Here is a 19768-nt window from a genome sequence, read left to right as displayed (position 1 = left end):
CAATGCGTTAAGCTACTAGTAATAGCGAGTAACTTCTTAAAACCAGAAACGTCATTTCTAAACTGATGCCAAATTCCTTGAGAATCATACACATCTATAACTTCTTTACTAACGTCGATTCCTAAAAATTGTTTATTTTTATCCATAAGAAAAAAAGATTGGAAAGAAAGAACTACCTACAATTCAACAACTTAAAATCGAGATCTAACTCTCACAGAACTGAACGAATTTGAAGTAGTAAAAGCGTAGGGATTATCAATGTTGACCAAATCTAGGTTTCCACGTATATCATAACCTTATTCTACGCTTCTTTCTTTCTGATTTATAACTCTAAATTTAAACAATTGCTAACTTAAGACGTATATAAAAAATTGCTAGTTCTAGCCTACTTACGAAAATCCTCGCGGATTTTCTATTCGGTTTTTATTTGCTAAATTAGGTGCTTAACCACGCAACAAACCATATACAAACACGTTGAGCAACATTTAAGAAAGATTCGAAATAGAAAAATATGAATCCAAAGGTTGATGAATTTTTAAGCAATGCCGTCCAATGGCAAAAAGAAATGGAGATGTTAAGAAGCTTAGTTCTTGATTGCGGCTTAACTGAAGAATTAAAATGGGGTGTCCCTTGTTACACATATAAAAAGTCCAATATCTTAATTATACATGGTTTTAAAGAATATTGTGCACTTAATTTTTTCAAAGGTGTTTTACTGAAAGACACACATAACATATTGATCCAGCAAACGGAAAACGTGCAGGCAACACGTCAAATAAGGTTTACACATTTTAGCGAAATTGAAAACATGACGGCTGAGATAAAAGCCTTTATTTTTGAAGCTGTTGAAGTAGAAAAAGCAGGAATAGAAGTAAAGAAAAAGCAAACATCTGACTTTGAGATTCCTGAAGAACTAATGACAAAATTCAAAGAAAGTTCTGACTTTGAAAGTGCCTTTAATAATCTAACTGAAGGTAGAAAAAGAGGTTATCTTTTACACTTTGCACAATCAAAACAATCAAAAACTCGAATATCTAGAATAGAAAAAAATATGGATAGAATTTTTAACGGAAAAGGATTAAATGATTGTATTTGTGGATTATCAAAACGAATGCCTAATTGTGACGGTTCGCATAAACAATTGGAAAAATAAAAACGTTTTACAACAAAGTGTATAATTAATGGCTAGTTCTAGTCTATTTACGAAAATCCTCGCGGATTTTCTATTCGGTTTTTATTTGCTAAATTAGTTACTTAAACACGCCACTAATCATACACAAACACGTTACCTGCAATATTGACCCGTTCTAAAAAAGCTACATAATTTAACACTATTATGTATAAAAACTATAAAGTAATTAGACACTACAGCGAATCTTTCAAATTAAAATTTTAAAAATTAAAACGGATAAAACCTTAGTAATTGGAAACGGTTATAGCAGTTATTGTTTTTTTATGTGCCACAAACCAGTTAAATAAAAAGATTTTGAAGTCTTAAAAAGTTTAAGGCTAAAATTCCTTTTTAAGAGAAAGAATAAAAAAATAGTATAAACAGTTATATAAAAAAACCGAGCAACTCCTTACTCGGTTTTTTTTATATAATATTCGAATATTTACTTCATCAAATTTATAGCTTCTATACTTTGAATTCTATTTCGTTCTAAAAACGCATCTATGGTTTCAAAATGTTCAATAACACGCTGGTCTTTAAATTCAAATACTTTTTGAGATAATCCTTCTAAAAAAGCACGATCGTGTGATACTAAAATTAACGTCCCATCAAATGCCAACAACGCTTCTTTTAACACATCTTTCGATTTTAAATCTAAGTGGTTGGTAGGCTCATCTAAAATTAACAGATTAACAGGCTCTAGCAACAATTTAACCATAGCTAATCTTGTTTTTTCTCCTCCAGATAAAACACCAACTTTTTTATCTAAATCGTCGCCACTAAACATAAAACGACCCAAAATATTTTTAATCTGTGTACGTACTTCTCCTTCGGCAGCCTCATCTACCGTTTGAAAAATAGTGAGTTCGTTGTCTAATAAAGAAGCTTGGTTTTGTGCAAAATAACCTACTTTAACATTATGTCCCAACTGACAAGTTCCTTCTACCTCAATTTCATCTAAAATAGCTTTAATCATTGTTGATTTCCCTTCCCCATTTCGTCCTACAAAACATACTTTTTCACCTCTTGCAATCGACATATTTGCCTCTTTAAAAACTACAGTATCTCCATACCTCTTAGAAACATCTTTAACCGTTACAGGATAATCTCCCGAACGTGGTGCTGGCGGAAAACGCAACTTTAATGCTGAATTATCTATTTCATCAATCTCAATAATTTCTAGTTTTTCGAGCATTCGTTCTCTCGAAGATACTTGATTTGTCTTAGAATACGTTCCTTTAAATCGCTCAATAAACGCTTTGTTATCAGCTATAAATTTTTGTTGCTCTTGGTATGCTTTTATTTGATGAGATCTTCTTTCTTCTCTTAATTGTAAGTAGTGAGAATAATTAGCCTTGTAATCGTAAATACGCCCCATAGTTACTTCGATAGTACGATTGGTAATATTATCGATAAACGCTTTATCGTGCGAAATAACCATTACTGCATTGGCTTTATTTACTAAAAAATCCTCCAACCAAATAACCGATTCAATGTCTATATGGTTTGTTGGCTCATCTAATAAAATTAAATCAGGTTTTTGTAATAAAATCTTTGCCAATTCAATTCGCATACGCCAACCACCACTAAACTCATTGGTTTGACGATTAAAATCTTCTTGTTTAAAACCCAATCCTTTCAAGGCTTTTTCAACCTCAGCATCGTAATTTACATCCTCTAAAGCGTAGTATTTTTCACCTAAATCAGAAACCCTTTCAATAATTTTCATGTACGAATCACTTTCGTAATCGGTACGTGTTTCTAATTCTTTATTTAAAAGCTCCATTTCATCGCGCATTACAAATACATGCTTAAATGCTTTAGCTGTTTCTTCAAAAACTGTACAGTCATCATCTGTTAATAAATGCTGAGGTAAATACGCAATAACAGCATCTTTGGGTGCACGAACACCTCCTCTTGTCGCTTTTTGCTCTCCTGCTACAATTTTCATCATTGTAGATTTTCCTGCTCCGTTTTTACCCATTAAAGCAATTTTGTCGGTAGGATTAATTACAAAGTTTACATCACTAAATAAAGTAGAACCACTAAACTCTACAGCTAAATTATCAACTGAAATCATGTACTAATTTTTAAAGCTGCAAAAGTAGGAAAAGTGTAAGTTGTTTTAATTAAAAAATTAGTTTGTTTCTCTCTTGTTCATTCATAATTAAATATTTTTTTATTATCGTAATAACTATAATTAAAACACATAAAGCTTTAACACTTTTGGTTATAATTTTAATTGTTACATAAACCGTATGAAGCCAAATAGCAATTGGATCAACCTTTTAATGATTTGAGTTAAAATTTATTTTTGTAAAATCCGACATTTGAATAAAATTTAAACAAAATGGCTATACTTGGAAATATTATTAAAGGTTTTATCAATCTAAAAGATACTCTTTCATCAGAAACAAATCATATAGAAGCACAAGAAAAAGTACTTAAAAACCTTTTAGAAAAAGCAAAAAATACACAATTCGGAAAAAAATATCATTTTGATGCGATTTTATTATCCGATGACATTCAAGAATCCTTTGCTGACCTAGTTCCTTATTTTGATTATAATTCCATCAATAAAAAATGGTGGAACAAACTACATCAAGGAGAAGAAAATGTTACATGGCCAGAAAATCCATCTTATTTTGCATTAAGCTCAGGAACTACAGGGAAATCTAGTAAAAGAATTCCCGTTACAGATGATATGATTGAAGCAATTAGACAATCTGGAATCAAACAGGTTTCAGCTTTAAGCCATTTTGATTTACCTGCAGATTTTTTTGAAAAAGAAATTATGATGTTGGGAAGCTCTACAGATTTAAAAGAAAGAAATAATCATTTAGAAGGTGAAATCAGCGGAATTAGCGCAAGTAATATTCCGTTTTGGTTTAAAGGTTATTATAAGCCTGGAGAGGATATCGCAAAAATTGATGATTGGGATGAGCGTATAGAGCATATTGCAAAAAATGCTAAGAACTGGGATATTGGTGCATTAAGTGGAATTCCCGCTTGGATAGAATTAATGCTTCAAAAAGTTATTGAACACCATAATTTAGAAAACATTCATGAAATCTGGCCAAATTTACAAGTCTATACATCTGGTGGAGTTGCATTTGGTTCTTATGAAAAAAGTTTTAATGCTTTAATGGGAAAACCTGTTACCGTTATTGACACTTATTTAGCCTCAGAAGGATATATAGCAACACAAGTTCGTCCAGAAACAGATGCAATGCAATTAAATACAAATCATGGGATTTATTTTGAATTTGTGCCTTTTCATCCGGATTATATAAAAGAAGATGGCTCTTTAAAGAAAAGAGCTCCTTCATTAAGCCTACAAAATGTAAAACCAAACCAAGATTATATTCTAATTATAAGTACGGTAAGTGGAGCTTGGCGGTATTTGATTGGTGATACAATAAGATTTACTGATGTAGAAAAAGCAGAAATAAAAATTACTGGTAGAACAAAATTCTTTTTAAACACCGTTGGGTCACAACTTTCTGTAAACAAAATGGATGATGCAATGAAACATTTGGAAAAAAAGTTTAAAACCACAATCCCAGAATATACAATTTGTGCTAAAAGATTAGAAGATCGCGAATTTTACCATTGTTGGTATTTAGGCTCTGAACTTCAAGACATCAATAATGAAGAGGTTGCTAATGAACTTGACCTATTTCTAAAAGAAGCTAACAAGAATTATAAAGTAGCAAGAAGCAAAGCTTTAAAAGGCGTTAAAGTATCTGTAATTTCTCCTGACATTTTTTACAACTGGAGTGGAAAAAATAAGAAAAAAGGAGGGCAAGTAAAAATGGCACGTGTTATGAAAGAAAAAAAATTTAGAGAATGGGAAGAATATGCAAAAAACAATAACTTCTAACATTTTCTATTTTATTGATTTAAAGCTTTTAACATAAATTTTAATCGAGTTAAAGATTCTATTATATGAGCAAAGAATAATTATATAACTACTTTAATTTTGAATAAAAATAATTAATCAAAAAAAATATAGAACATGAAAACTTTACAAGATTTATTCGAACACGAAGTGAAAGATTTATATTCAGCAGAAAAACAGCTTGTTGAAGCATTACCAAAAATGGTTAAAACAGCGACTGATAAAAAATTACAAAAAGCTTTTACTGATCATTTAGAAGAGACAAAAAAACAATTTGAAACTGTACATGCTATTTGTGATGAGTTGGATATTAATCCTACAAGTACAAAATGTAAGGCTATGGAGGGTTTAATTGAAGAATGTGATGGCATGATTAAAGAAGATGCTGTTTCTGACGTTAAAGATGCTGGTTTAATTGCCTGTGCACAACGAATAGAACATTATGAAATTTCTGGTTACGGAACAGCCGTTCGTTATGCTAAAGAATTAGGACATAAATCCATCGCTACAAAATTACAAGAAATATTAAATCAGGAATATGATGCTGATGGCCTTTTAGATAAAATTGCCAAAAGTAGAATTAATGAAAAAGCAAAAAGTTAATAGAGATAAATCATATTTATCAGAAAACTGGTGATATCACCAGTTTTTTTATCTGTAGATTATACTGTCTATAACTTAATTTTATTAGTTCATTCTATTAACTGCACCTGTTGCCCAATCTTTAATTCGTGAACCAAAACATTCAAGAATTGCATCAACACCAATAACACTTCCTTTAGATAACCTTCCTAAAACTGATAACGGAATATTATTTTCTTTATCTGCGCTGACAATAGTTGCATCTTCTCTAGTGTGGATTCCTAACTCGGAGTGAATTGGTTTTATAAGGTCATTCCTCAATAAATTTTGTATGATTGGTGAAGTAACTTCCATCAATTTTGGCGGACTCAAAACACTGTTTATAATTACATCAACTTTAATTTTTTCCTCTTTATTCTTAAACATTAATCCATTCTTAGATACAGTTATCTTTGGATTATTGCAATAATCTAAATTTAAAATATTCGCCTTTAATAAAGATAGAAGTTGTTGCATGCTTTCTACTGGAGGTCCGTAAGAATATCGTTTCATTTGTTCATCTAATTCAATTACAGATGCTATTATTTCTTCTGAAACTTGGGCATGTGAAAATTCGCTGTATAATATTCGTTGGCAATGTCGCCAAACCTGTCCGACACAATAATCTAAAGAAATTGAGCGTTCACCACAAGCCATTTTCACAAAAGACTCAATTAACACATCTGTCCTACAATCGATATCTTGAATTAATTCATGTTTAAAATCAATATCAGACAACCAACTAATAATAATTTTGTCTACTTCTTCTTTACTAAGTTCTTTTGATAAAATATTATTTTCTAGATTAATAAAAATTTCTGCACTTATTTTTGCCATAATCCGTTTCAGAAATAAATTACCTTTAGCTTTGTTTACTCCTCTTGCTACTTTTTTTATTTCTTTTTCAAAAAGCTTAGCTTGTTTTTCAGAGATTTTAAAAACACTATCTAACTTAGCATTCAACGGTTTTGGTGCCATTGGTAAACCATCTAAAGAATAAGGAATAATTTGTTTTGGAACAGAATCACTTTTAATAAATCTTGACTCAAAATTAGTCTTGTTTTCAATTTTAAAGACTCCTTCTTTTTCGATTGTTAATGCTCTAACAACATCTATCATTGCCAAACCAAAACCTCTGATTGCAATATTTTTTCCTTTTTCTATTTCCTTCGACTTTATAATATCATCTAAAGGGTATGGCTCTGGAAAACAAAAAAAATTATTATTTGATTCAATTTGATATTTTACAATATCTTCATCAATTTTAGTAGGTTGATGACCAATTGTGAGTAACACTTCATCAAACGTAAAAGAATTACCGTACAAATCTTTTAAAACTAAATTATTATTATGAAAGTCTGCATTTGAAATAAGAGTGTTAATTACAGTTACAAATTTATTTTTTTCTAAAACTTCAACAATAGATTCGCTTCTCTCTGATAAATATTCCCCCATCTTTTTTCTTGGAGGAAACCTATCTGCTTCAGTATTTTTTAAATTTTTGTCTTTATTTGGTAACCATTCTGTATAAGAAGGAAAGGAAGGTATTTTCATATTATATATTATTATTTCTTGTCTCCCTTCCAATTCTTTTAAAGCTCTTTCAGAAATATTCACCCAATTGACTCCTGATTGCTTTATATCCCAAACTTTTCCTGAACCCAATTGATTAGTATGTTCAAAAAGTGTAACATGAAATTTAGTCTGTAACTTTCGGAGAGATACTTCTATAAATAAATTTTCTAAAGCGCTTAAACCTCTCGGCCCAAATCCTACAATTGCTATCTTTTTCATTATCAGATCAATTATCCCTATTTCTGCTTTCTACTAAAACCATGATTTCTTCTGGCGATAAATAATATCTTTTAATTCTTTTTTTATACAATTCAGAAATTTTTGCATTATTTAAAATAAAATCTTTTGTTTTTAAGATATAGTCTTCCATTCTATGAGATACAGCAAAACTATCTGCTGCTCGCTCTGCTTTTACAATATGAGAGTCGGATAACAAATATTTAATCCCGAACCAAATTAAGTTCATTTTACTACGATTTTGATAATCCATAATATGCCCTAACTCGTGTCCAATCCAACCAATTAAAATATCTGGAGGAATATTTTTTGTTAAAAATTCTTTATCAGAAATTTTAAATTTTTTACTAATTAATACTACGTAGCTTCTGTTTTTTCGACTAGTAAAGAAACTCTTAAAAGTAGGCTGAGCCTGCATTGTAGATTTTTTAATGTTTCTTTTGAATTTAAAAGTAATTTTAGTCTCCTCTAATTGCGGAAAGTATTTAAATGCTAACTTTACTTCTCTTTTTATAGACTGTGGAATTATATGATAATTTGACATATTTTCTTTTTTTTAATAACTAGACTCGTTTATAAAACAGAAAAAAGTAATGACAACTTATCTAATTTACTTTGCATGCTTATTTCTTTTATTCTTTGTCATTTAAAACAATGTTTTCTGAGTTTGAAATATTTTCTTCAGGGATATTATTAAAAAACTCAGCATTTTCTGTATCTGCTGTTGGTCCGTAAGCTGCTAAAAATGTCCCTTTATTACCATCATGCGTTTTTATTACATACAATATTGACATATCTGAAGGATTACTCATCCCTTCATACCTATGCTCTGCCAAAATAAAAACTTCTTTAGCAAAAAAGCTTTCCCCTGTATTGTTATCCTTTAACTTTCCGTTAGTAACTCTATAACTATGTGTATATCCTTTTTTTTCATATAACTTAATATAGTCTAATTCATTTTTGGCTTGTTCTTTCATTATTATATTTTTTATTCCATAAAACTATAGCTTAAACAGATAAAACCTTAACGCTATTGATAATAATTTTAACTCGAATCCTAAAATTTTTCTAAAACATATAACTATGGAATCAAGTTAAGGCTTATTTTTATAAAATACAGTTTCTAAATAAAAATCAAAAAAAGAACTCTCCTCCAGCTGTCTGTAGACTTAAAAGTTCTTCCTTCTTTATTCATAATATTTTCCAGTTGTTTGTATTTGAAAGTTTCGTTTGTTTCTTAATCTATTTTTATTGAACTTAGCTATCGATGAATATTCGCTGCTGATATAGCTAAATATTCCTTCCATATGTTCGTAGTAATTTACAAGAATCCCTCTTACAATAATGATTAAGAATACAATAAAAACAGGAATTTTATCTTTTGGAATGTCAGGAAAAATATTTCATGCCCCTTTTTTAAATGAACATAATAATTTCGAATTACACGCTGTGGTAGAAAGAAATGAAAAGAAGGCACATATCGTTTATCCCAACATAATTAGTTACGACTCGGTGGATGAGCTTTTAGCAGATCCTGATATAGAGTTAGTGATAGTTAATACTCCTAATGCTACCCATTTTGAGTTCGCTTTAAAAGCAATTAAAATGAAAAAGCATGTATTAATGGAAAAACCATTTACAATCAACTCTACAGAAGCCAAGCAACTATTTAAAGAAGCTAAGAAATATAATTGTTGCATTCTACCTTATCAAAATAGACGTTACGATAGTGACTTCCTATCAGTAAAAAAAGTTATAGACTCTGGTAAATTAGGAAAAATAGTGGAGTTTCATCTTCGGTATGATAGATACAGGTATTTTATTGGACCTAAAGCGGAGAAAGAAACGCCTGTACCAGGGAGTGGTTTAACCTATGATTTAGGTCCACATTTATTAGATGCAGTAATTTCTCTTTTTGGTAATCCTTTGGAATGGAGAAAAAACATGGGGTATTTCCGTCCAAAAACCCAAGTAGATGATTATGCTCATATTCACCTGTTGTATTCAACAGGAATGCAAGTATTTATCACAATGAGTATGCTAGTTGCCGAAGCTCAACCAGCATTTATTATTCATGGTACAAAAGGTACTTACATTAAACAACGTGCTGACGTTCAAGAAAAACAATTACTAGAAGGTATGACTCCTACAAATCCACTATACGGTAAAGAGGAATCTAACAAACATGGAGTATTTACTTCATTTTCAGAGGATGGAACAAAAAAACAGGAAAATATAATATCTCCAAAATCTTCCTATATGCATGTATTTGATAATGTTTATAATACCATTAGAGATGGAAAGCCCTATATGGTATCTGAAAAACAAATCATACAACAGTTAGAAATTTTAGAAAGCTAAAAAATTTATTACCAACATAAAATAGACGTTTATTAAACCGATAATGAAAACCTTTTTTCTTTAGAAGTAAAATTTTCTCTAAAAACACCTTTAGAACAATTTACTTAGATTTTAATTCATAATAATACGATTATAAAAGAAAAATAATCTAACTTTATTATTAAAAACACTTCTTTAATACACTTTACATTACTTTTGTCTACTGAAATTTTTAGGCAATGGCAAATACATCACAATTAAGCTCTGAAGACCAACAACAATTAGAAACTTTAAAACAAGATTTAACCACAGCAAGAGATACTTTTTTAGGCTATCCTGTTTCTAAAGATTTTGATTATTCTGAATTGAATACGTTTTTCCAATTTCCAATTAATAATTTAGGAGATCCTTTTGAACATGGAACGTATCGTGTACAAACGCATGAAATGGAACGTGAAGTAATTGCTTTTTTCGCAAAAATTTTTAGAGCAAATCCGAAAGACTTTTGGGGTTATGTAACCAATGGAGGATCGGAAAGTAATTTATACGGTTTATACCTTGCTCGTGAATTATATCCAAAAGCCATGGTGTATTATTCAGAATCTACTCACTATAGCGTACGAAAAAACATTCATTTATTAAACATTCCGAGTATTGTAATTAAATCGCAACCTAACGGAGAAATGGATTATGAAGATTTTGAGAATACCGTTCGAATGAATCGTCATAAACCTGTAATTGTATTAACTACTTTTGGCACCACTATGAAGGAAGCCAAAGATGACGTTTCCAAAGTTAAAGACATCTTAAAAAACTTAGCTATACAAGATCATTATATTCATTGTGACGCAGCATTAGCTGGTTCTTTTGGTCCATTTATGCAACCTCGTTTGCCTTTCGATTTTATGGACGGTGCCGACAGTATTTCTATTAGCGGGCATAAATTTATTGGCTCTCCTATTCCTACAGGTGTATTAATTGCAAAAAGATCAAACAGAGATAGAATCGCTAAAGGGATTTCTTATATTGGATCTTTCGACACTACAATTACTGGTTCTCGTAACGGACATTCTCCTTTATTTTTATGGTATGCTTTAAAACGATTAGGAATTGAGGGGCTAAAACAACGCTATCAGCAAAGTTTGGAAGTTGCAGAATATTGTGAAGCTCAGTTAAAATCTATTGGTATTGATGCTTGGAGGAACCCAAATGCAATTACTGTTGTATTGCCTAAAACACCAAAAAGGATTAAAGACAAATGGCAATTAGCTACTGAAGGAAATATTTCACATGTAATTTGTATGCCAAATGTTAGCAAAACTCAAATTGACGAATTTGTAAACGATCTTAAAAATACTACAGATGCTTTCTCCGAAGATGAATTTTCGTATGATTTTTCGTTGAGTTAAATTACTTTATACATTCTATAATCTCGAACTTTTTATTGAAGTTGACTACAGTAACTTCAGTAAAAAGTTTATTTAAATGTGTTTTATAATTGAGATGTGTATTGGCTACCAATAAAAAACGTCCGTTGTTTTTTAAACACGCTTTTACATCTTCAAAAAGAGATAAAGTTACTTCGATATTATTTTCGTACTCAAAATGAAATGGCGGGTTACTTACCACTAAATCAAAATTTTGATTGTGCAAACTAGATAAGTTTTCGGCACATAGAAACTTTGCTTTTCTATCTTTTAAATTAATTTTTGATGACTCAATCGCTAAATTAAAATCATCAACTAATGTTACTTCTGCCTTAGAATTTAATTCAGTTACTTGATAAGCAATCACCCCGTTACCAGAAGCCAAGTCTAATACTTTTGTTTCCTGCGGAAATACTTTTAAATTTTCTAAAAAAAATTGCGTTCCTATGTCTATACTTCCAGATGAGAATACTCCATAATATTGTTTTAATTCTTTTCCTTTAAACTCAAGAGTGTTGATGAGTTCTTCCGTTAATCTAAGTATAGAGGAAGGGGCTTTTTTAGGTTTTTTAAGAACTAACAACCGTGCTTTTTTCCATGCTTTCGATTGTTCAACTTCTTCAAAATAAATACTAGCAATTTTTAAAAATGATGGGCTAAAATACTTGAGCATAAATCCACAAACTACCTCTGTTTCCTCATGAGAACTCTTATAAATCTGTTGTAAAAATAACTCGAATAATTCTAATGATTTCGGAATTTTAATCAGAGCTACATTAACTTTATTCAAAGCGTCTAAAGGAGTTTTAAAAACAACATCCGCAGATAAATTATTTCTTTCTAAATTTTTACAAATTGCTTTTTGTTGACTTGCGTAGGTCCAAACAGTAGTTAATTTTTTATCGTGTAAAACGCAGTTCCAAACTCCAAAACGATCGTTAAACAAATGAATGTTATCAATATTTTTATCAGCAATAAAATCTAACGCTAATAATTCTGCATTGCTCCATGCCCTTAACGACTTATCTGTTGTTACAGGGTAACGCTCTAACACAAAGACTTTAGAATCAATTTGAAGTTTTTCTTCCAACGAGTTTACGATATTAAGACTTCTTCAGAATAATAAATTTTATCTAATGAAGTAATTTCTCCTCCTTTATTCCTTCTAAAAACATCAGTAGCTTTTATTTCTTTGATTGAGTTTTTCCCCATCGCCGAAACAAGCTCTTTTACAGCTCCGATTGTTTTATCATGATAATTTTTAACACGAACATTTTTATATTCAACTACTAAAGCCTCCACTAAATCTTCATCTTGCGTAGCCACACCAACAGGGCAAGTATCTAAATTACATTCTCGTGCCTGGATACATCCCAAACTTAACATAAAACTACGCGCCATACCAATAGCATCTGCCCCTAAAGCAAGAAACTTTACCACATCAAAAGCATCGATCGCTTTACCACTTGCAATAATTTTAATTTTATCTTTTAAGTTATATTTTAACAAGGTTTTATTAACAAAAGAAAGACCTTCCAATAAGGGAGTTCCTACATAATTTGTAAATTCTATAGGTGCAGAACCTGTGCCTCCTTCTCCCCCATCCACAGCAATAAAGTCAGGATAGTTATTCGCTTCTGCAAATGCTTTTATCATTTCCTCTATTTCTTCATTATTACCCACACAAAATTTAATTCCTACGGGTTTACCTCCACTTAAATCTCTTACTTTTTGTAAAAAAGAAATCATTCCTTCAAAGCTTGAAAAAGCGGAATGACCAGGAGGAGAATCTACTCTTGTAAATGGATCTACCGAACGTATTTTAGCAATTTCTTCTGTGTTTTTTTTGGCAGGCAAAATTCCCCCATGACCTGGTTTTGCTCCTTGAGAAAACTTAATTTCTATCATCTTCACTTCTGGTCGAATCGCATTTTGTTTAAAAATTTCATCATCGAAAACTCGTTTTCCATCCACCGTTTTTCCAGCACCAAAATAACCAGTACCAACTTGGAAAATTAAATCTCCTCCTTGTAAATGATATGAAGATATTCCCCCTTCACCTGTATTATGTGCAAAACCTCCCATTTTAGCTCCTTGATTTAAAGCCATAACAGCATTTTTACTCAACGAACCAAAAGACATTGCTGAAATATTAATAATTGAAGCATTGTATTTTTGAGCGCACTTATCTGAACCAAAAACCACACGATCTCCAGCTATATGATGATGATCTGTTGGAAAAAGCGAATGTTTTATAAACTCATACCCTTTTGCATACACATTATGTTGGGTACCAAAAGGAACTGTTTCTATTTCTGTTTTTGCTCTTTGATAAACTAAACTTCTTTTTTCACGATTAATAGGTGTTCCACTTAAATCATCTTCAATAAAATATTGTTGTATTTTTTCGCGCTCCTCTTCAAAAACCCATCGTAATCTTGCTACTACTGGAAAAGCACGTAGTAGAGAATGTTTTTTTTGAATAAAAGCATCATAGATAGCAATACAAGTAAGAAAGAAACTGATAGTTAAAAATGAAACCGTAGTTCCATTAAGAAAAAAATAGGTCAACACTCCAAAACTAACTGTAGCTATTATAAAAACAGCTAAGATCGTATTTCTCATTTTATTAATTTTTGTGGTCTAATGTACAGAAAATTTATGCATAAAAAAAAGCTCTAACGTAGTCGCTAGAGCTTTATATATCGTTAATACGTCAAAATTATTTTTTGAATTTTGAGTATTTGTTTTTGAACTTATCGATACGACCTGCTGTATCAACCAATTTAGACTTACCTGTATAAAATGGGTGAGAAGTTCTTGAAATTTCTAATTTAATTAATGGATATTCAACACCATCTACCTCTAAAGTATCTTTAGTGTTAGCAGTTGAACGCGTTAAGAATACATCTTCATTAGACATATCTTTAAATGCAACCATTCTATAATTTTCTGGATGTATACCTTTTTTCATCTCTGTATAATTTTAAAATCTTAATTTTGTGATTGAATTGTTTAAAATTGGTAAAGTTTAAAACACTTCAAAAATATCAAAAAACCTGCAATGGCTATTTGAGGGTGCAAATTTAACCCTTTTTTTGAATTTGCAAACAAATAAATTGCTTTATTTGTATTGAAAACGAATAAAATAGAATTTAACACTACAAATATGCGTATTTTTTCAAACCTAACATTCTTTTTATCAGTATTTTTACTACTAACTTCCTGCAGTGAAACAGGTTATAAATTCAAATTAAATACTACTCAAAAAGTTACTTTAGGGCAAGAGGCATCTATTTCTTTTGAACAAATTAAAGGAAATAAAATTGACAGCGTTCAATTATTTATTGATGGAAAACGTTTAACTAAAACAGAAAATGCTACTGTAAATACTTCAACTTTAGGTGTAGGTAAACATGCAGTAACTGCCTTAGCATTTTACCCAGGAAAGGTTAAAAAAGTAAATAATTCAATTGAAGTAGTAGCAGACATAGCTCCTAACGTATATAACTACAAAATTGTTAATACCTACCCTCACGATGAAAACGCTTACACACAAGGTTTAGAATATCATGATGGTTTTTTATACGAAACAACGGGGCGTAGAGGTCAATCTTGGTTACGAAAAGTGAATCTTGAAACAGGAAAAGTTCTTCAACAAAAAGATTTAGATAAAAAATATTTTGGAGAAGGTATGACTATTTTTAACGATGTTATTTACTGGTTAACATGGCAAGCCAATAAAGGGTTTACTTATAACTTATCTAATTTTGAACTAATTGGTGAATTCAACTATAATGAAAGTGTACAAGGTTGGGGTTTAACACATAACGATACTGAACTCATTAAATCGGATGGAACTAATAAAATTTGGTTTTTAGATCCTACTACTAAAGCTGAAAAAAGAAATATCCAAGCCTATACAGATAAATATCCTGTTGACAATTTAAATGAGTTAGAATTTGTTAACGGACAAATTTTCGCAAATAAATGGCAACAAAATTCGATTGTAATTATTAACCCTGAAACGGGAGTGATTGAAGGTGTTGCTGACCTCAACGGGTTAAGAGATATTGTAGCTAAAGATCAAAAATTAGACGTTAGTGATGACGTTTTAAACGGAATTGCTTACGATTCAAAAAGCAAGCGTTTATTTGTTACTGGAAAACACTGGAGTAAATTATTTGAAATTGAGTTGATTAAACGATAGTAAATGAGGTATTTTCTATCAATTTTAGCCGTAATTATTATTACAACTGTTAGTTCTTGTAGAAAAGATTTTACTACTATTGCTAGTTTTGGTCAATTGGAATTTTCTAGAGACACTGTTTTTTTAGATACAGTTTTTACCAATATTGGTTCTGCTACTTATAATTTAAAAGTATATAATCGTAGTAATAAAGCTATTACCATTCCACAAATTACATTAGAAAATGGTACAGCTTCAAATTATCGCCTAAATGTAGATGGAAAACCAGGAAAATCATTTGAAAATATTGATCTTCTTGCCAATGACAGTATGTATGTTTTTATTGAAACAACTATTGATTTTAGCAATATTCCTGATCCACTTTATACCGACAGGATTTTGTTCGACAACGGAAACAATCAACAAGATGTAGACTTAGTTACCTTAGTTCAAGATGCTACATTTATATTTCCAGATAAGGATCCTATTTCTATGAAGATTGATAGTTTATCTTTAGATGGAGAACCTACAACTATAAAAGGGCGTTTTTTAGAAGACAGCGAACTTATATTTACCAAAGACAAACCTTATGTTATTTATGGTTATGCAGCAATTCCATCAAACAAAACATTAATTATTGAAGCGGGAGCTAAAATTCATTTTCATGATAATTCAGGATTGATTGTTGATAGAGATGCAACTCTAAAAGTAAATGGAACGTTAGATGAAAAAGTAGTTTTTGAAGGAGACAGACTGGAAAGTTCGTTTAGCAGAATTCCTGGACAATGGGGAACTATTTGGATGCGAGCAGGAAGTAAAGAAAATGAAGTAAATCACGCACAAATTAAAAACGGTGTTATTGGCTTTTTAGTAGATAGTCTTGGTTCAGCTACTACTCCAACATTAAAACTTCAAAATACAGAGGTTTATAATCATGTCAACTTCGGTATTTTAGGAAGCCAAACCAACATTGAAGGAAATAATGTTGTTATAGGAAGTGCGGGGCAAGCTTCTTTTGCAGGAACTGCTGGTGGCACTTATAACTTTACTCATTCTACTTTTGCTAATTATTGGAGTAATAGTTTACGGCGACTCCCCACTGTTTTGATAAATAATTTCTCTGTAAATCAAAATGATATGGGACAAGAAATTATTGAAACTCAAGATTTACAAGAAGCTACTTTTACCAACTGTATTATAGAAGGAAATAATAATATTGAATTTGTTCTCGATAAAATAGATGGCAGCTTATTTAACTATAACCTCTCAAATTGTCTTATTAGATTCAATGATATAAATGGTTTATACACCAATAACGACGAACTAAAATTTGACGATGTTACTCATTACCAAAATATCATTTTAAATGGAACTCCAGGTTTTAAAAGTGTTTTTTTTAATGAATTTATTATTGGTGAAGAAAGTGACGCAATCAATAAAGCCACGCCAACAACTATTTCATTAGATATTTTAGGTACTGATAGAACTAGCAATCCAGATATTGGTGCTTATCAGCATATATCTTTTCAATAATTATTATTTAGAAATAATAAATAAAAGCAACTAATAAATCTATTTTTATTAGTTCAAGTTTTCCGTTTAACTACTCTATATCTATTATTAAACTCCCAAATATCACCATCCATCGAATTATTAAAAATTAAAAAACTTCTCTTTCTATCTTTACTACAAGTTCTTTTAATTACAATAATTTCAAGTGGTTAATTTGGTTTAATTTAAAAGAGCTATTAACTATAAATTGGTTAATAGCTCTTTTTAAAATTTCAATTAGTTTTTTTAAATTGAGTATAATGGTTTCGGGGGAAACTATTAGTTTTTTTTAATTGAGTGCAATGGTTTCGGGGGAAACTATTAAGTTTAAAAGTATACCTATTAGATTAGGTATACTTTTTTTATTTATTTAAATAATTAATTTTTAATCTTTTTTATATACAACTCCGTTTTTCATTACAAAAACTACCTTTTCCATGGTCTTAATATTTTGAGCTGGATCTTCATCAACCGCGATAATATCAGCATAAAAACCTTTTTTAAGTTGTCCTATTTCATTTTCCATTTTTAAAATTTTAGCAGGTGTAATTGTAGCTGATTGTATCGTTTCTATTGCAGACATACCTGCTTCAACCATATAACCAAACTCTTTTCCATTATTCCCATGCTTAAAAACACCTGCATCTGTTCCAAAAACTATTCCTACTCCTTTTTTATAAGCCTTAGCAAACGTTCCTTGAATTTGTGGTCCCACAGCCAATGCCTTTGGCACAACAATTTCAGGGTAAAACCCTTTTACTTTTGCCTTCTCCTCTACTTCTTTTCCTGCTGTAATTGTTGGCGTCAAATACACATCGTATTTTTTCATTAACTCCATGGTTTTATCACTCATGTATGTACCGTGCTCTATAGTTTTTACGCCTCCTAGTATTGCTCGCTGCATACCTTCGTCTCCATGAGCATGAGCTGCAACATGCATTCCGTAGTCTTTCGCCATATCACAGATAGCTTTTATTTCTTCAACGGTAAATTGTGGATTGTCCCCACTTTTCGCAACGCTTAACACTCCTCCTGTAGCTGTGATTTTAATACAATCGGCTCCATTTTTATACCGTTGTCGCACTGCTTTTTTTGCATCTTCAACACTATTTACAACTCCTTCTTTTGGTCCAGGATTACCAGTTAACTCTCTACTACTTCCATTAGTGGGATCTGCATGACCTCCGGTTGTCGCTAATGATTTACCAGCAGTAAAAACTCTTGGTCCTAAAATTTTACCTGCGTTAATTGCATTTCGAATCGAAATATTAACTCCAGTTCCACCTAAATCTCTAACTGTCGTAAATCCGTTTAATAAAGTCGTTTTGGCAAAACCAACTGAGTTAAAAGCAATATCTGCCTCGTTTAAAATATATCTATTCAATCGTGTTTTTTGATTAAACTCTTGTTCAATATGCACATGCATATCAATTAATCCAGGCATCACCACTTTATCTTTTAAATCAATGATTTTATCAACTGTATTACGTGGCATTACGTAATCATTTATAACATCAATAATTTTATTATCATTAACAACAATAGTTTGTTCTGTTTTTATTTCTCCTGATTTTGTATCAATCAATTTTCCACATAAAACATATGTATTTTGAGCAACTACACTATTAATCATTAATAAAAAAGAGAGAAAAACAATTATTTTTTTCATATTAAATAGGGATTATGTTTTTATAAAAGTATCAAATTTTATACAAACAAAGTGTTATTTGTAAAACACAAAATAAAATTGCATTTTTGGTTTCTAATCAATCCCCAAAAGATAATGGAAATTATATCTGGTTTAAACACCGAAAAAAAACGCTTTAAATACTTCGGAAAAGGTAGTGAGTTTGCTATCATTTACTTTAAAAATTTGCTTTTAACAATTGTTACATTAGGAATATATTATCCTTGGGCAAAAGTTGAAAAATTAAAATATCACTACCAATCTACCGAATTAGACAAAGCGCGTTTTACATTTCATGCAACGGGTAAAGAAGTGTTTCGAGGATTTATAAAAATTTACATCATCTTTATATTACTGTACGGATTCTTATTCTACGGGATTCAAACCGAAAACGAAATAACCACTTTTATCGCTTTAGGTGTTTTTTACCTTTTCTTTTTATTGATTATTCCTTTTGCTATACATGGAGCTGCTCGTTACAGAGCTTCAAGAAGTTCGTGGAAAGGTATACATTTTAAGTATTTAGGAGACAAAATGGAGTTGTTTTGGAAGTTTATAGTAGGAGCTATTTTAACAGTATTTACACTAGGAATATACGGCGCATGGTTTTCTGTAGATATTAGAAAATATATTCTGAGCCATATGCGCTTTGGTAATTTATCTTTTGATTTTAAAGGAAAAGGAGAATCATTATTTTGGATTAACATTAAAATGATTTTGTTTGTTTATCCTACACTTGGAATTTATTCTTTTTGGTATTTTAAAAACTTATGGAAATTTTATGCTGACAATACAGAAATTACACAAAACGGCAAAAAAGTAAACTTTAAATTCAATATGAAAGTTGGTGATATCTTTGAACTTTTTGTAGTGAATTCTTTATTAATCGTGTTCACATTTGGTATTGCAACTCCTTGGGTAATTGTTCGTACCTTTCAATTTATGTTCCGCTTTTTAGAAATTGAAGAAGGCTTAGATACCAATAGCATTCAGCAAGTTTCTTATGATGATTATGATGATGCAGCTGGTGATGATTTCTTAGATTTTTTAGATTTTGATTTAATATAAC

General features: G+C 30.6%; 16 protein-coding genes. 8 read left to right on the top strand and 8 right to left on the bottom strand.

Annotation, left to right across the window (positions count from 1 at the left end):
* Positions 1-511: 511 nt before the first annotated feature.
* Positions 512-1153 (top strand): DUF1801 domain-containing protein, encoded by a 642-nt coding sequence (locus C7447_RS12865; RefSeq protein WP_148870915.1) that lies wholly within the window; start codon positions 512-514, stop codon positions 1151-1153.
* Positions 1154-1613: 460 nt separating this feature from the next.
* Here the strand turns inward: C7447_RS12865 and C7447_RS12860 are convergent, their stop codons facing one another.
* Positions 1614-3251 carry an ABC-F family ATP-binding cassette domain-containing protein gene (locus C7447_RS12860; protein ID WP_148870914.1) on the bottom strand — a complete coding sequence of 546 codons (1638 nt, stop codon included), beginning with the start codon at positions 3249-3251 and terminating at the stop codon, positions 1614-1616.
* Positions 3252-3521: 270 nt separating this feature from the next.
* Between C7447_RS12860 and C7447_RS12855 the strand changes: the two genes are divergently transcribed.
* Positions 3522-5054, top strand: a complete 1533-nt coding sequence (locus C7447_RS12855) for a GH3 family domain-containing protein (protein WP_148870913.1) — start codon at positions 3522-3524, stop codon at positions 5052-5054.
* A gap of 135 nt (positions 5055-5189) precedes the next feature.
* Positions 5190-5675, top strand: a complete 486-nt coding sequence (locus C7447_RS12850; protein WP_148870912.1) for a YciE/YciF ferroxidase family protein — start codon at positions 5190-5192, stop codon at positions 5673-5675.
* Positions 5676-5759: 84 nt separating this feature from the next.
* Here C7447_RS12850 and C7447_RS12845 read toward each other — a convergent pair whose 3' ends face one another.
* From C7447_RS12845 to C7447_RS12835, 3 genes are all read right to left on the bottom strand, one after another.
* Positions 5760-7487, bottom strand: coding sequence for an FAD/NAD(P)-binding protein (locus C7447_RS12845; RefSeq protein ID WP_148870911.1), 1728 nt, complete (start codon positions 7485-7487; stop codon positions 5760-5762).
* 7 nt (positions 7488-7494) lie between these two features.
* On the bottom strand, positions 7495-8049 hold the full coding sequence (locus C7447_RS12840; RefSeq protein WP_148870910.1) for a hypothetical protein: 555 nt from the start codon (positions 8047-8049) through the stop codon (positions 7495-7497).
* Between the two features lie 88 nt (positions 8050-8137).
* The gene (locus C7447_RS12835; protein WP_246143073.1) at positions 8138-8482 is read right to left on the bottom strand and encodes a hypothetical protein; all 345 of its coding nucleotides are present in this window, start codon (positions 8480-8482) and stop codon (positions 8138-8140) included.
* 367 nt (positions 8483-8849) lie between these two features.
* Between C7447_RS12835 and C7447_RS12830 the strand changes: the two genes are divergently transcribed.
* Entirely contained in the window at positions 8850-9866 is a 1017-nt protein-coding gene (locus tag C7447_RS12830; RefSeq protein ID WP_148870908.1) for a Gfo/Idh/MocA family protein, read from the top strand.
* A 218-nt stretch (positions 9867-10084) separates the two neighbouring features.
* Positions 10085-11254, top strand: a complete 1170-nt coding sequence (locus C7447_RS12825; RefSeq protein ID WP_148870907.1) for a histidine decarboxylase — start codon at positions 10085-10087, stop codon at positions 11252-11254.
* A 1-nt stretch (position 11255) separates the two neighbouring features.
* Here C7447_RS12825 and C7447_RS12820 read toward each other — a convergent pair whose 3' ends face one another.
* From C7447_RS12820 to C7447_RS12810, 3 genes are all read right to left on the bottom strand, one after another.
* Complete coding sequence (locus tag C7447_RS12820; RefSeq protein WP_148870906.1) at positions 11256-12362, bottom strand: class I SAM-dependent methyltransferase; 1107 nt, start codon at positions 12360-12362, stop codon at positions 11256-11258.
* A gap of 5 nt (positions 12363-12367) precedes the next feature.
* Positions 12368-13897, bottom strand: coding sequence for an FMN-binding glutamate synthase family protein (locus C7447_RS12815; protein WP_148870905.1), 1530 nt, complete (start codon positions 13895-13897; stop codon positions 12368-12370).
* Between the two features lie 97 nt (positions 13898-13994).
* Positions 13995-14246, bottom strand: coding sequence for a type B 50S ribosomal protein L31 (locus tag C7447_RS12810; RefSeq protein ID WP_148870904.1), 252 nt, complete (start codon positions 14244-14246; stop codon positions 13995-13997).
* A 195-nt stretch (positions 14247-14441) separates the two neighbouring features.
* On the opposite strand from C7447_RS12810, the gene C7447_RS12805 reads away from it, so the two are divergent.
* Both C7447_RS12805 and C7447_RS12800 read left to right on the top strand, forming a co-directional pair.
* Entirely contained in the window at positions 14442-15482 is a 1041-nt protein-coding gene (locus C7447_RS12805) for a glutaminyl-peptide cyclotransferase (RefSeq protein ID WP_148870903.1), read from the top strand.
* 3 nt (positions 15483-15485) lie between these two features.
* Positions 15486-16994 carry a hypothetical protein gene (locus C7447_RS12800; RefSeq protein WP_148870902.1) on the top strand — a complete coding sequence of 503 codons (1509 nt, stop codon included), beginning with the start codon at positions 15486-15488 and terminating at the stop codon, positions 16992-16994.
* Positions 16995-17397: 403 nt separating this feature from the next.
* Here the strand turns inward: C7447_RS12800 and C7447_RS12795 are convergent, their stop codons facing one another.
* On the bottom strand, positions 17398-18681 hold the full coding sequence (locus tag C7447_RS12795) for a metal-dependent hydrolase family protein (RefSeq protein ID WP_148870901.1): 1284 nt from the start codon (positions 18679-18681) through the stop codon (positions 17398-17400).
* 114 nt (positions 18682-18795) lie between these two features.
* Between C7447_RS12795 and C7447_RS12790 the strand changes: the two genes are divergently transcribed.
* Complete coding sequence (locus tag C7447_RS12790) at positions 18796-19767, top strand: YjgN family protein (RefSeq protein WP_148870900.1); 972 nt, start codon at positions 18796-18798, stop codon at positions 19765-19767.
* Position 19768 lies beyond the last annotated feature (1 nt).

The organism is Tenacibaculum adriaticum, assembly GCF_008124875.1.
Taxonomy (GTDB): domain Bacteria; phylum Bacteroidota; class Bacteroidia; order Flavobacteriales; family Flavobacteriaceae; genus Polaribacter; species Polaribacter adriaticus.
This window is presented reverse-complemented; position numbering and strand designations above follow the sequence as displayed.